The following is a 15,410-nucleotide window of genomic DNA, read 5'->3' as shown; positions in this document are numbered from 1 at the left end:
TTATTTAAGCATCTTTAATTTTTCATTCAAATAATTCCCAATATTATTACCTTGAACCACGCCATTTTCAATTGCGGCTCTGTAGTGAATACCTCCGTACAGTCTACTTATTGCGGCTTCTGCTGCTGCTTGTTTGAATGATTTAAAAGGTCTTTTTGGTAATCCAAAAGAAACTTCAGAATCATCAATATAACTAAAATTATCTCCAAAAATAGAAGTTAAAATTAGTGACGAACAAGAAGAAATCACTGAATGTCCGCTAGTATATTCTGGGAAAGGAGGCGTTTGCAATTGCGGTCTCCAATTTTCATCAATATTTTGATTAATATAGGTTTCCGGTCTAACTACATTAGTTCTGAATTTTCCATTCCAACAACTGATGATACTTTCAAAAACTCCGATTGACGTTTTAGTGTAAGCAAAAACAGCAGTTTCAAAGTCGCATTTATTTTTTTTCAGTGCAATTTTAGTTATATTCATCCAATGTGCATCCGGTGAGTTTTTCTTCTTGGCAAACATCATGTGACCTTGAGTAACCGTAGCATACGGATTACAATCCCAAAAAGTAGCAATCGCTGATTCTGACGGAATCACCTTACTTTTATTTTTCTCCATTGCAATTAATTTTTCGGAAATCATATTCCCTACGTCATAAGTTTCCTTTGCTTCTTTGTAAAAAGCAGAATTTTTATCTGTAGAAAAAGGATGGGGTGCAATTGCTTTAAATTGAGAAGCCGAATCCATCACTAAAGTTCTTATTTCTCCCCAATGAGGCTCAACAGCATCCATATAAGCTGGCGGTGTTGGCTGCCATCTTCCGGGCTGGTTTGCATAAACCGAAAATTTAGAAAAAGTTCGAGTTTGCTTGTAATTGTCTTTACCCATCCATTTTTTAATTCGCTCCGCTACTTTTAAGCCATATTCCTTAGAAGCCAAGAATTCCTCAGGGTTTTCATTTTCCCATTTTTCATATAAACTATCTCTGTATTTTTCTAAAGCTTCTTCAGAAAAGATCAATTGTTTACTCACTTCAATATGGGCAATAAGTGCAGCTAAATTTTTGTTAACTCCACTTTTCAAATCCAGTTTAGGGATAGAATCTAATCCTTTTAATTGCCCTTGCAGACTTTCATATTTAGTATTGTTTTGAGCCATAATCTCATAGGCTGCAATATTAGGATAAACGTAAATTCTACTCGCAACGGGTGGTGAAAAGATATCATGAACCATAATTCCCGTTACTGTATCTACTGCAGCACAGTAATCATTTGTTGTAACTTTAATTGAATTCTCTTTTTTACACGAAATAAAAGAGAGTATTATAAGTCCTAAAAGATAAATCTTAGATTTCATTTTTTTTGGTTTAATTATTTTTTTTGTAGTATTTTTTAAATTAATTCTTAACCATTGGTATTTCAAAAACCTCAGTTTTGTTGTTATTGATGGTAATCAATAAATATTTTTTGCTATTGAGATTAATAATATCCAAATGCTTAACTGCTTTCTGAGTTAAATCGACACCAATTTGATTGCCTAAATAGATTGTTTTTTCGTTTTTTATTAAAGCTCCTGAAAACCCATCAAATCGGCTATGATAAGGTGACACCCCAAAATAATTTCCTGCAGCAAATACTTCTTCTTTTTTATCCGAATCAAAATTTGATTTCACAAAACAGGTAATTGGTGCTACTTGCATTTTATTAGAAAAAGCAATAAAAGTAAATTTCCCTTTGTCGTTTCTTAAATACCCCGATTTCAAATTGTGCACTTCATATAATTTTGCCTTTTCGAGCATTTTGGGATCAAAAACCTCTTCCAGCGTTTTTCCTGCAAATGATTTATAAGTATTGAATTTCTTTTTAAGCATGCCACTAAACTGTTCGGCTAACTCATCTAGCCCCATTGTGTTGTAATACTTTCCATTTTTCTCTTTAGCCACAATAGTTTCAAAAGAACCATTACCATCAAAATCGTCATAATACATTTTCATAGGAAACTCCTGCGAAGCTTTAAATTTAGAATTCATTCCCCAGTTTCCAACTAAATAATCCTTATCACCATCATTATCAATATCAAAAGGTATTATAGACTGCCATAATCCATTACTTTTTTCAGGAAAAATAGTTTCGGTAACATCTTTGAATTTTCCTCCCGTATTGGCAAAAAAAGTTGGTTTCATCCATTCCCCAATTGCGATAATATCCATTTTACCATCTTTATTAAAATCCGTAAAAATAACATCAGTAACCATTCCAATTTTTGAAAAAGTTTTACTTTCAACAATAGTAAACACACCTTTATTATTGTTCAATAAATAACAATCTGGCATGCTACCAAATCTATTGTTAACCGAATTATTACCAATAAAAACATCTAAATCACCATCTTTATCATAATCGAAAGTTTTTACAACTGAAGCATTTTGAGATAACTGTGGTAAAATCGTTTTTACTAATTTCCCCTTATTGGCTAAATATAATCGGCTTTGCAAATTAGAGGCATTTTCACCTCCACCGGAAGCCACAAACAAATCGTTGATTTGATCATTATTAAAATCTCCAATTACAGCTGAAGCATCTTCAAAAATAGAATCCTTCTCAATTTCGTTATACGACTTTTTAGTAAACCCTTTTGGATTTTGAATGTAAATAGCTGCTTTTTTATTTTTGGCGCCTCCAAAGAAAATATCCTCTTTACCGTCTCCATTTAAATCACCTATTGCCGTTGCTGGACCACGATCAGAACGTTGGTAAGGAATTAATTTTTGGAAAACAAAATCGATATAATCATTTTCCTGATGCGTAAAGTCGATTCCTAAATTAGTCGGTACCTTTTTAAAAACAGGCAGGATCGCAGGATGTAATTTAGCATAATCAAATGCTTTTCGGTTGCTATTCAGTTTTATAGTCAGTGTTTGACACGTTTTGACATTTTTCAATGTTTGATATGTTTTGTCTGGCCAAATAACCGTTACCGAATCTATAGTTCTTGTATTCCCATAACCAAAATGAATAATAGGCTCCGAAGAAGATTGGAATCCTCTCGTAGTTTGCAGTTCCTTAAATTGTTTTTTCCCTTTAGAATAAGAAATTACTTTGGTCCCAATACCAAAAGTATTTTTCCCGCCAAACTGCAATCTCAATTTTAAATAGTTAGAACTTTTATTCGTGCTGTTTACATAAACGGAAGCAACGCTATTTAAATTATTAGTAATTACGTCTAAATCCCCATCATTATCAATATCAGCATAACCACTACCATTTGAAATTATGGAATCATTTTCAATCCAATCTTTAGATCTGTTTTTAAAGATTAAATCTTTTGAACCTTGAAAAACGTAATTGGTCACATTTCCTTTTGGCATTTTCCTTAAAGCTTCTTTGTCTAACAATTTAGTAGCACTGATTTTGCTTTTTATTTGATCGTTTGAAAAGTATTTCACATAATCCAAATCGTTGGGACGTTTTGGAATTCCATTACATACAAATATATCTTGTTCTCCATCCTCATCATAATCAGCAAATAATGCGCTCCAACTCCAATCAGTAGCAGCAACACCACTTAGCAAAGCAGTTTCTGTAAAATGTTCTCCTGCTTGATTCAATTGCAACATGTTTCTGGTATACTGGTAATGATACCCTAATTTCTCCGTTCTCATTTTCAGCATTTGAACATTGTCATCCCCTAGTGAAGATTTCAAAACTTTTTCGTCTTCTGGAAGCATGTCTAATGTCATAATATCAGGAAATCCATCATGATTGATATCCGCAACATCGACTCCCATTGAGAATCTACTGGTATGTCCAAAATGTTTTTTCAAACTTTCCGTAAAAGTACCGTCACCGTTATTTAAGTAATAATAATCATCTTCATGAAAGTCATTACAAATATAAATATCAGGATACCCGTCAAGATTGAAATCAGAAACTGCTATTCCTAAACCGTACCCATTAGCTCCTCCAAAAATGCCGGCTTGTACACTTACATCTACAAATTTGTTATTATCATTTCTAAATAATTTATCTCCGCATTCGTAACTTCTCTTATTTCTAATTTCAGCATTACCAAATGATAATTCCGAATGTACGGCATGATTTAATAAATACATATCTAAATCGCCATCATTATCATAATCAAAAAATGCAGCCGATGAGCTGTAATTATCAAGATCTAATCCATATTCAGCCGCACTTTCAGTAAATGTATTATTCTTATTATTGATAAATAATTCGTTATGTCCTTCAAAACCATTAATACCAACAACCGCACAAACATAAATATCTAAATATCCATCTCCATTTACATCTGCCATTATAGCCCCAGCATTCCAATCACTTTGTCCTTCTACTTCTGCTTTTGCAGTAATATCGTCAAACTTATTTCCGCCTTTATTCAAATACAATTTATTTTTACCTTGATTTGAAGTAAAATAAATATCAACCAACCCGTCATTATTGATATCCCCTAACGCAACACCACCTCCATTATAATAGTAGAGATAGTCTAAAATAGAAATGTTTTTGGAAGGATCTAGCTGATTGTTGAATGTAATATTGCTTTTCTCTGGAGAGAGTTTTTCAAACAACTGATCTTGCTTTTTTGAACAACTAATTATCAGTAATGAAGCCAATCCTATTCTAAAAAAATTATTCATTGCTTTTAAATATTTTAGGAGTATTATCATTTACAACAGCTACAATGGAAATAGTGTTCTTCTTATTTTTTATAGTTTTAACATGTTTCACTTCTCCTTTGATAAAAAACCCTGATTTATTGTAGGGTAGCCATGAGAAAGTACCTTTTTTTGAACCTAAAAGAACACTTCCATAATTAGCATCTAATCTGGTAAACTGAGGCTTAAATTCGTATTGATTTCCACCCAAAATTAAATCTAAAATTCCATCTTTATTAACATCCAAAGCACAAATAGCATTTACACAGGATAATTGAACTTCTTTTGGTAACGCTTTAACTTCAAACTTTCCATTTCCTTTATTAATTGCGATTACACTTTCTTGAATCGTTACCTTTTTTTCGATAGAATTATCAACTATGTCTTGAGCAAATAGCTCCTGAAATGATTTTTTGGAATAGTCAGCATAACTTAAATTCTTCTTTTTGATTGAAGGTATTTGTTTGGCTAATTCTTGTTTTAAATGAATGGGCACATCTTTATTATCTATAAAACGGGTTGCAATTTGTTCGATCGTTCCATTATTGTCAAAATCATTTATAAATAATCGCATCGGATTAGTGCTTGATGCTTTATAAGGAGTATTAGTTCCTTTATTGCCAAGTACTAGATCTTTTTTACCATCATTATTCATATCTAAACAGCTGATTGCATTCCAAAAACCTTTTAATTCAGTAAGATTTGATTTATAATCCGCCAAACGTCTTCCCGTATTTTTGAATATTCTTGGGGCCATCCAATCGCCTACAATAATTAAATCTTTTTTTCCGTCATTATCAATATCTTCCCAAACAGCATCGGTAATCATACCTATTTCATTCAATTTGAAAGCTTTCTTATCGGTTACATTAATAAAATTTCCTTTCCCATCATTTTCCAATAGTAAGTGTTTTGGATCAATTCCATAAACCCCAGGAACGCTTCGACTACCAATAAAAACATCAATATCGCCATCATTATCAAAATCATTTGCAGCTATTACGGAAACATTGTTATTAGTCGATGGAATATTCGTTTTACTTTTGGTGAAAAATCCTTTTCCATTATTCAAATACAATCTATTTTTATAATTCATTTGATCCGTTTTTTCGTTTCCACCAGAACCAACTAGTAAATCCTGATCTCCATCACCATCAGCATCAAAAAAACTGGCTGCAGTATCTTCATAATTGGCATCATTATTTAAATCTTTTTGAACCGTTATCGTGTAATTATCTTGGCCATTATTCAAATAAATCTTCCCTGCTTGTCCTTTGGCTCCGCCAATAAAAAGATCCTCATTACCATCACCATTAATATCTGTAACAGCTAACGAAGGTCCTTCCTGTGAAAGTTCTTTTGAAATTAAACCTTCATAATCAAAATCAATATAATCATTTTCTTTATGTGTCAAAAACTGACTTTGCTTTTCAGAAAACAGCGCTTTTGATTTGTCTATTTTTGGAACAAAATTTGATTTTGCATTTACAATATTTAAATCGAGCGTACTGTTATTTTTTATTTTTTTAATCGTTTGAAATTTACTGTTTGGCCAAATCACTTGTAAAGAATCAATTTTTTTACTCCCAATTCCAAAAGTCATAACATAATCAACAGAGGATTGAAAACCTCTTGATGGGATTAACTCCTGTCTTAAAATTTCTGTTCCTGAAAATAATTGAACAACGCTTCCCACACCAAATCTATTCTGATTATCCCCTTTTAGTTTTACTTTTACAAAATGGTTTTCTTTGTTTTTCTCTGAATTATTCCTATAAACAAAAGCTTCCATATTAACATTATTGACGATCAAATCTAAATCTCCATCATTGTCTAAGTCTCCATAAGCAGCCCCATTGGAAAAACTGGGCGTATCCAATCCCCAATTTTTGGCTTCATTGGTAAACGTTAAATTTTTATTGTTTTTAAAAGCATAATTTGGTATTGGGGTACTTGGCATTTTATTGATAATGGTTTCAATTTCTTCTTTCTTGCCAGTAACTATCATTTTTTGCATAAATTCATTAGCAAAAAAATCAACAAAGTCTTGATTGGTCAAATCGTTATAAATCCCATTGCATACGTAAATATCTTTGTAACCGTCATTATCCATATCAAACATTAAAGCGCCCCAACTCCAATCTGTTTTAGAGACACCCCCATAATTTGCTATTTCAAGAAATTGATTATTTCCATTATTAAGTTGCAACGTATTTTGCATGTATTGATTGAAAAAATCTAAATTTATTTTTCTAAGATATAAATCATAGTTTTCAAAATTTGTGGTAGTTTTCAAGCGCTCATCGTGTTCCGGTAGCATATCTGTTACAAATATATCAGCATTACCATCATTGTTTATATCCGCCATATCAGCCCCCATAGAAGATTGACTTATGTGACCTGCCCATCCCTGAATTTTTTCTGAAAAAGTTCCGTTTTTATTATTTATATATAAATAATCTCTTTCGTAAAAATCATTTGATATATATATGTCCGGATATAAATCTCCATTTACATCACCTACTGTAACTCCCAAGCCAAAACCTATAAGACTACCATATATTCCAGATGCTTCGCTTACATCAATAAATTTTCCGTTATCATTTCGCAATAATTTATCTCCGCCTCCTTTAAGAATATCTGCTACATCCCAATCTTTATCTCGTAAATCCCTTTTGTTGGAATAATTAAGGCTACTAACGGGTATAAAGCTATTGTTAAGTATGTAACAATCTAAATCCCCATCTTTATCATAATCAAAAAAAGCGGCGTGTGTAGTGATGCCAGTATCCGCAAGATTATATTGTTCGGCTTTATCGGTAAAAGTCAAGTTACCATTATTAATAAAAAGTTGGCTTTTCCGTATCGAGTTAATATTATTACCCGCATTACAAACATAAATATCGAGTAATCCATCACCATTAATGTCAACCATTACCACACCAGTTGACCATGATTCATTTCCTTCAACACCTGCTTTGTTAGAGATATCTTCAAATTTAAAATTTCCCTTGTTCAAATAAAGTTTATTAGCGCCGAGATTAGAAGTGAAATACACATCCGAAAGCCCATCATTATTGATGTCGCCTATTGCTACACCACCGCCATTATAAAAATTTCTGTATTTGAATATGTTCATATCCGTACCATTCTTAACTTCATTTACAAAATCAATTCCGGTATTTGAAGCATCTAATTTGGAGAATAAATCGTCTTTATTTTCTAGGTTTTCTTTGGAACAATTAGTAAAAAAAAAGAGAAAAAGGAAAAATAAAATAATACGGTTAAACATATTTAAAATACTATTTGATTAGGTAATTAGAAGATGCCAATTTATGTAATATTCACTGTATAAAAAAATAAATAAACCAATAAAGAGAATAGAAATACGTTAAAATAAATAAGTTTTAACTACAAATAAAGAGGAGTAAGAAAAGGCTTATAAGTATATATTATTTGTCTTTTAAAAAAGAAATTTATCCCTCTATAAATGATACCCAAATTAAGAATCAGACTTTTATAAAAAAATAGAGAGGGTAATAAATACCCTCTCTATAACTAACTCAAAAAATAATTAATTGTAAACAATTTTTTAGTAACCTGGATTTTGCTTCAAATTAGCATTGAATAAAGCATCTGCCGGTATAGGGAATAAAGTATATCTGTTATCAGAAACATACGGTTTTAGTTCTCTTGCGGCCAAGAATTTTCCAAAACGAATCATATCATTTCTTCTCCATCCTTCATACCATAATTCTTTACCTCTTTCTGCATAGACAGCGTCTAAAGTCGTTGGAAAAGTTCCTGTAACATTAGTTCTAGTAATCATTTTGGCAGTATTAACCGCATCAGTAGCCATAGTCCCAGTTCCACCTCTTAGAATTGCTTCAGCTTTCATTAACAAAGCATCAGAATAACGCATGAATTCATAATCATTTTCTGGAGTACCTAAATTATCAGCATCCGGAATATATTTTTGACTTCTAATACCTGCAGTTTCTAAAGTAGCACCGCTTGTAATTAAAGTTAAAGCTGGAGTAAAAAATAAAGGATTTCCATTTCTATCTTTCAATGCAGTAGTCCCACCTGCTTTGTACATTTGACCAACTTGAAATCCAACATTGTTACCAAAAGAAGCAATAATCGCTGGATCTGCATTTTTAATACGTCTGTCATTCGGATTAAATTTGTTATAATATTCCGCAACGGTAGCAAAGCCGTTCCATCCATCAGGAGTTTGATTGTAATGCATACCCATTCTCCATCTTGACTGAATATTTCCACCCTGTCCACCTCTTAAATTCTTAGATGAAAACAATATTTCAGGAGAGGTATTGTTATCAGGTTTAAAATTATCCCAATAATCTGAAGCCAAAGAGCTACTTATTGCATTAACATAACTTACAACTTTAGTCATATCAGCAGCGTCAAAAACATAAGGACCTGCTGGATTTGCAGCATTAAATACTCCTTTATTTAAGTACAATTTTGCCAATAAAAATCTAGCAGCATCTTTATTTGCGATACTGGCGTCACCAGCAAGACGGTCAGGCAGCGTACCAACAATGGCTTCTAATTCACTAATTACATATGTTGTTGCTTCTTGTCTAGTCCATACTTTTGGATCCGATTCTAATGAAGAACCAGCTTCTCTATAAGGTGCTTGACCAAACAAATCAACCACATTATAATAGTAAAATGCTCTTAAAAAACGCGCTTGCAAAACCTCTGCAGCCGTACCGTTTTCAACAACTAAATTACAGTTATAAACATTTGATAACAAAGAGTTCCACGCACCTCTAACTTCATTGTGATCTGGCGCCCATGTATGCGTATGGATTTGTCTCCATGTCGCATTATCATCCCAGTCACCACCACGAGTAGGACCTACTAATGCATCTGTAGACATTTCGTCTAAAGCGAACATTTGACCTTGACCTTGAAATTCTCTTAAACCTTCATAAGCTTTAGTTAATAGAGATGCACTGTTTACTGTTCCCCCTGCTGAATTACCAACTACCACACCATCTAATACTTCCTCTTCTAGATTGGTACAACTTACCCCTAGTACGATTGTACTGGCGAATAAGATGCTTTTTATAATGTTATTTCTTTTCATTGTTTTTTAATTAAAATGTTACGTTAAGTCCAACAGCTACACTTTTCTCTCTAGGATAAGATAAATATTCCATACCTGCAGATGGCACACCATTTAATGATTTATCTGTATCAACCTCAGGATCTGAACCTGAATAATTTGTAATTACAAATAAATTAGAACCATTTACATAAAAACGAGCTGATTTAATTTTAAATCTCTCTAAAATAGCTCCTTTTACTGTATAACCAAAAGTTAGATTCCCCATTCTTAAGAAATCACCTTTTTCAAGGTATTTAGTAGATGGCGAATTTGGATCACCTTGCGCTTGAGCAGAAGTTGCAGCTTCCTTAGTTACGTTTCTACCTCCAAGGAAAGCACCTTTAAAGAAATATGCATTTGTTGTATTGTTGTAAATATAATGACCGAAAGCACCATAGAAAGAAGCACTAGCATCAAAACCTTTAAAAGTAAGATTAGTTGAGAAACCAACATTAATTTTTGGCAATGGTTGTTTGTCTAATATCTTTTTAGCTGCAGTACCTAAACCAGTATCATTTCCTGATGCATCAGCATAGATAGAATTTCCAGTAGAGTCGTATCCTCTCCACTCATACATATAATAAGAGTAAATTGGTTTATCATTAGTAATCACCTGTGCATAAGCACCTGACAATCCTTGACCATTTAAACCTCCAGTAGATATAAACCCTGCAAAATTTGTCATTTTATTTTGCAAGAAAGATGCATTCCCTGAGATATCCCAAGTTAAATCTTCTGTATCAATCACTTTGTAGCTCAAAGAAACCTCAACACCTTTATTAATTAGGTTACCTGGTAAGTTTTTAAAACGTGGAGACGGTGGTCCTGGTTGGGTAGCAGCTGCAGGTACCGGAAAAATTAAATCTTTTGTATCTCTTTGAAAATAATCCAAAGACCCAGTCAATTTATTATTCAACAACTCAAAATCTGTCCCAACACCATACGATTTAGTAGTTTCCCATTTTAAATCAGCATTAGCATTACTGTCAACGCCTAAAGTTCCATTGTTACCATAAGATGCTCTTGCAATCGCAGAGTTCGGTGCAAATTCCTGATTTCCAGTTATACCGTAGTTTCCTCTAATTTTGAAACTATTCACTAAACCTTCTTTGTCATCTACTACTTTGTAAGCGACACCTACAGAAGGAAAATAATCGTATTTGTTGTTTACCCCTAATTTGGTAGAACCATCAGAACGCAACGTTCCTGTAAGAATTAATCTTTTGTACAAAGTAGCATTTACTCTTCCAAAATAAGATTGTAATTCCACTCTGTTTCTATAAGAAGAAACTCTAAATTCATTTTGAAGACCGCCTTCGATATTATCAATTAGATTAGTTTGAGCATTATCATATCCCTTTCCTCTCGAACCACTTCCATCAGCAGTATAATCATAATAAGAATAACCAACTAACGCATCTAAGTTAAAATTATCACCAAAATCATTGTTGTAATTCAAAGTGTGCTCGAAAGTTTTGTTAAACTTATTTTGGCTAGCAATATTAGCTTGACCATACTTTATATTTGTACCTCCTGGAACAGCAGCAGTTGCTACATCCAAAATACGCATAGTTGGCAATAACTGACTTTTTCTAGTCGAAGTAGAACTTTCTATACCAAATAAGAATTGATATTTCAATTTACTATTGATTTTCCAAGTCGTATTAATACTCCCTAACAATTTATTTGTATTGGTATAATCTTTGTAAGAATTTAATAATTCTACTGGATTTAAATAAGTATTACTTATTGAATTATACGAACCATTAGCTTTATAAATAGGCAATGTAGGATTCCAATACAAAGCAGTACCAATTATATTTCCAATAAAACCTGCATCATTAGATAAAATAGTAGTTTCATCTTTTAATGAAGCATAGATAACTCTTGACTCCACTTTTAAAGCGCCACCAAAGAAATCATTAGAATTGTAAAAAGAAGCCGAATATTTATCCAAACCTGTATTTTTTACAATACCATCAGTGTTAGAAGCTCCAAAAGAGACTCTTGTATTTGAATTTTCAGTTGTTTTACTGAAAGACAAATCATGGTTCATTGAAAAGCCATTACGCAAAACTGCATCTTTCCAATTGTAAGATCTTGAACCCTTGTCATCTCCACCCGCTGCCACAAATTCATCCGCGCTCATTACGCCAAATTTACCTGACATTTTACTAAATTGAACTGATGAACTGTATGTTAATTGAGGCTCTTTGGATTTTCCTTTTTTAGTTGTGATTACAATAACTCCATTTGCACCACGAGAACCATAGATAGCCGTAGAAGATGCATCTTTCAACACACTAATACTTTCAATATCATTTTGATTTACAAAGTTTAATGGATTCTTTGCAGACGAAGCACCTAGCAAGTTATCCCCACCAGCTGAAACATTTCCACCATCCAATGGCACACCATCAATAACAATTAACGGACCGTTTCCTGAACGAATAGAAGAATTTCCACGAACTCTAATAGCAACACCAGCTCCTGGCTCTCCACTTGACTGCGTTACCTGTACACCTGCTACTTTACCTCTCAATAATTGAGCTGGAGAAGGAGACGCTACATTATCAAAATCTTTTGCTCCAATTTGATCAACTGCACCAGTTGCATCTTTCTTTTTAACAGAACCGTAGCCAATAACTACTACTTCTTTTAATTCAGCTGAATCTTCTTTTAAGATTACTTTCACTGAGCTTTTTCCTGCTACACTTACTTCCTGAGTCTTGAGACCAATGTAACTGAAAACCAAGACTGCGTTTGAGCCAACATTTTTGATAGTAAAATTTCCATCGAGATCTGTTTGCGCTCCATTTGTTGTTCCTTTAACTAATATAGAAGCCCCTGGAAGAGGACCACTAGCATCAGATACTGTACCGGACACATCTTGCGAATAGGTCAAACTAGTACATAGCATCGTTAGAAACACCATCAAGCCTTTTAGTAGACTATTTTTCATACGTAATAAATAAGTTGGTTAATAATTTGTTTTAATGGTTTGTTTTAAAATATGACGTAAACATAATACTAATTTTATGATAATATTAAGAAAATCACAAACTATAACGTTTTCGTTACGCCGAAAACGTTTTCGATTTTAAAATTAATACTTCAGAATATTAATACTAAAATTATATTAAATATAAAAAAAAGACTTAAAAAAAACAGATATTTAACATTCAGCCCTTTTTTATCTAAAATTACTTCCACAATCACCAACTCAAACCTATTTTACTAAAAAAGGATTGCGAATAAATCATTTTTTATTGTTGTTTATTTCAAATTGAGACAATGGCTTCCGAATAGGAAACTCAGGCTAAAAAATCTCACTTTTTAAACTTTTATTCTTTCGAAAAGAAAAAAGGTTACCTAAAAAAAAAAAAAAAACCACGAATACACTACTTTTTACAATCCTTTAAAAAAGATTAAAAAGTGTATTCGTGGCTAAAAATATTGTTTTATGGATTTATTCTATTGTGATTGTTTTGTTATCCATTCCCAAACCAATTATCTTTAAGGATTTCCATTTTTTTGGCAATAGCCCTTTATTATATTGCAATCCGTGGTCAGTTTGTTCTACGCCACCAAAGCCATAGATAACAGCTTGCAGCATAGCGCCTGCACCCGTTGCAAAATATGGATTGTTGCTATTGGCTGATTCCGAAAAAACACCAAAAGGAGGACGGCTGTTTGGCAAATACGATTTTACAAAATAACTGTAGGCTTTTTCTTTATCTCCTAATCGCGCATATAAAACGGATAAAACTCCTGAGGCCATCGCAGGACCATCTTTTTTATCAATTTTTTCGGTGTAATATTCCAAATCTTTTTTTATTTGTGCTTTATCAGTAATGATGTGTAAAGGATATGCTAATAAATTCACATCCGCTTGTTTTATAATCTGTCCTTTATACCCTTTGTAATTCTGGGTGATTCCATTTTCAGTATGAATTACTAATTTTTCAGATACCGATACCCATTTTGGATCAATAGGTTCGTTCAAAATTGTGGCTGCCTTAATGGTGTTTTTTAATGATTCAATAGCTGAGGCATTTGTGAATGCATTATCATCGACATGCTGCGCATATTCATCCGCACCAACAACATTCAAAATAGAATAACTTCCATCCTGATTCTTAACTACACGGCTTACCCAGAAATCAGCAGTTTCTTTCAACACGCTCCATTCTTTTCTTAACCAAGACTTATCCTGTGTATAAGCGTAATAATTCCAAAATGCAATCGAAACATCAGCCGTAATATGTTGTTCAAAAATTCCAGTCAAAGCCCAAGTTGGGGTAGCCTCTTCTCCAGTGTCATCAGATTCCCAGGGATACATCGCCCCTTTATAGCCATATATTGTAGCTTTTTGTTTTGCTTTTTGCAAACGGTCGGAACGGTAATCCAAACATGATTTTGCCATATCAGGTTGCAAGGCTAAAAGTGTAGGATACATCCAAAGTTCGCTATCCCAAAAAATATGTCCATTATAACCTTGAGAAGACAACCCCATAGGCGCAATACTTTGTCTTGTTTCCGGACGTATGTAAGAATACAAATTGTACAAAGCGAATCTTACGCGTTGTTGCGCGTCTAAATCGCCTTCGATTTGGATGTCTCCCGTATTCCATAATTCAGCCCAAGCTTGTTTATGACGATTCAATAAATTATCAATCCCTTGTTGCAATGCATAAATGGGCTGTCTTTCGGATTCATTCAATGGATCCTTAATATCTTTTGAAGTACAAATTCCACCGGCAATAGCAAATCGATATTTTTTTCCTTTTAATAATTTTTTAGAAAAACCAACTTCATTTCCTACTTGATTCAATGTTTCACTTTGCCCGTCAAAAAGAAATGTAGTTGATGCTGAAACCATATATTTGCCTGTTAAGGTTTTTGCAGTTGTTCCAAAAACAGGCATCAAGTATTGATTATCTTTTAAAACCCGATATTGACTTTTGGCTTCTTTCAATTCATCAGGGACAATCATATAATTATAAGCCTTTATCTCGATATCTTTATTAGGAGTAATTTCGACAATTGCCATAGCTGAATACGGAACCGCTCTATTTGCTAAAATTGTATAATTAATACTTGCAAAATCTTTGAACGTAAACGCAGTTGTACTTGTTCCTTCTTTCATAGAAATTACTTGACTCCAATTATCGATATTGTCCGATTTTATTTCTTGATTGTTTATTGTAAGGCGTAAGTTTAAAAATTCAATCCCTCTCACAATTCTACTTATTCCATTTTCAGGACTACCATCGTAAACACCATTAAGGATTATCTCTTTTGTTTTTAAAGGAGTATCGTCTGTAACAATTCCTATTTGACCATTTGCCATAGCAACTCCATAATAATTTTCCCTGGAATTTGCATACAAATGCCACTCATCTGATTTGGCTTGACCAAAAACAATTGGACTCACGAAAAGTAGGAATATAAAGCTTTTAAAATTTGAAATCATAATTGTAATTTTTAATAATATATTCAAACTTATATAATTTATTTGTTAAAATATTAAATAATCTCACATAGTAGGTTGATTATAAATCGAAAACGTTTTCGACTTACCGAAAACGTTTTTGA

General features: G+C 32.9%; 6 protein-coding genes. All 6 read right to left on the bottom strand.

Translation table 11 applies throughout. The features are described from left to right. Nucleotides 1-1,353 (bottom strand): vanadium-dependent haloperoxidase, encoded by a 1,353-nt coding sequence (locus ACM55G_RS04140; RefSeq protein WP_416842639.1) that lies wholly within the window; start codon nucleotides 1,351-1,353, stop codon nucleotides 1-3. A 40-nt stretch (nucleotides 1,354-1,393) separates the two neighbouring features. After that, nucleotides 1,394-4,654, bottom strand: coding sequence for a VCBS repeat-containing protein (locus ACM55G_RS04135; protein ID WP_416842638.1), 3,261 nt, complete (start codon nucleotides 4,652-4,654; stop codon nucleotides 1,394-1,396). Then, nucleotides 4,647-7,964 carry a VCBS repeat-containing protein gene (locus ACM55G_RS04130; RefSeq protein WP_416842637.1) on the bottom strand — a complete coding sequence of 1,106 codons (3,318 nt, stop codon included), beginning with the start codon at nucleotides 7,962-7,964 and terminating at the stop codon, nucleotides 4,647-4,649. Before ACM55G_RS04130 ends, ACM55G_RS04135 begins: the two co-directional genes overlap by 8 nt. A 300-nt stretch (nucleotides 7,965-8,264) precedes the next feature. After that, entirely contained in the window at nucleotides 8,265-9,791 is a 1,527-nt protein-coding gene (locus ACM55G_RS04125; RefSeq protein ID WP_416842636.1) for a RagB/SusD family nutrient uptake outer membrane protein, read from the bottom strand. A 10-nt stretch (nucleotides 9,792-9,801) separates the two neighbouring features. Next, entirely contained in the window at nucleotides 9,802-12,774 is a 2,973-nt protein-coding gene (locus ACM55G_RS04120; RefSeq protein WP_416842635.1) for a SusC/RagA family TonB-linked outer membrane protein, read from the bottom strand. A 507-nt stretch (nucleotides 12,775-13,281) separates the two neighbouring features. Next, the gene (locus ACM55G_RS04115; RefSeq protein ID WP_416842634.1) at nucleotides 13,282-15,288 is read right to left on the bottom strand and encodes a glycosyl hydrolase family 95 catalytic domain-containing protein; all 2,007 of its coding nucleotides are present in this window, start codon (nucleotides 15,286-15,288) and stop codon (nucleotides 13,282-13,284) included. Nucleotides 15,289-15,410: the final 122 nt, after the last annotated feature.

Source organism: Flavobacterium algoriphilum, assembly GCF_048158655.1.
Classification (GTDB): Bacteria; Bacteroidota; Bacteroidia; order Flavobacteriales; family Flavobacteriaceae; genus Flavobacterium; species Flavobacterium algoriphilum.
Note: the sequence above shows the minus strand (reverse complement) of the source record. Positions and strands in the feature narration are given on the sequence as shown.

Excerpts from the sequence above, each read along its gene's own strand:
- ACM55G_RS04140 (WP_416842639.1), bottom strand. The coding sequence starts at position 1,353 with ATGAAATCTAAGATTTATCTTTTAGGACTTATAATACTCTCTTTTATT.
- ACM55G_RS04135 (WP_416842638.1), bottom strand. The coding sequence starts at position 4,654 with ATGAATAATTTTTTTAGAATAGGATTGGCTTCATTACTGATAATTAGT.
- ACM55G_RS04130 (WP_416842637.1), bottom strand. The coding sequence starts at position 7,964 with ATGTTTAACCGTATTATTTTATTTTTCCTTTTTCTCTTTTTTTTTACT.
- ACM55G_RS04125 (WP_416842636.1), bottom strand. The coding sequence starts at position 9,791 with ATGAAAAGAAATAACATTATAAAAAGCATCTTATTCGCCAGTACAATC.
- ACM55G_RS04120 (WP_416842635.1), bottom strand. The coding sequence starts at position 12,774 with ATGAAAAATAGTCTACTAAAAGGCTTGATGGTGTTTCTAACGATGCTA.
- ACM55G_RS04115 (WP_416842634.1), bottom strand. The coding sequence starts at position 15,288 with ATGATTTCAAATTTTAAAAGCTTTATATTCCTACTTTTCGTGAGTCCA.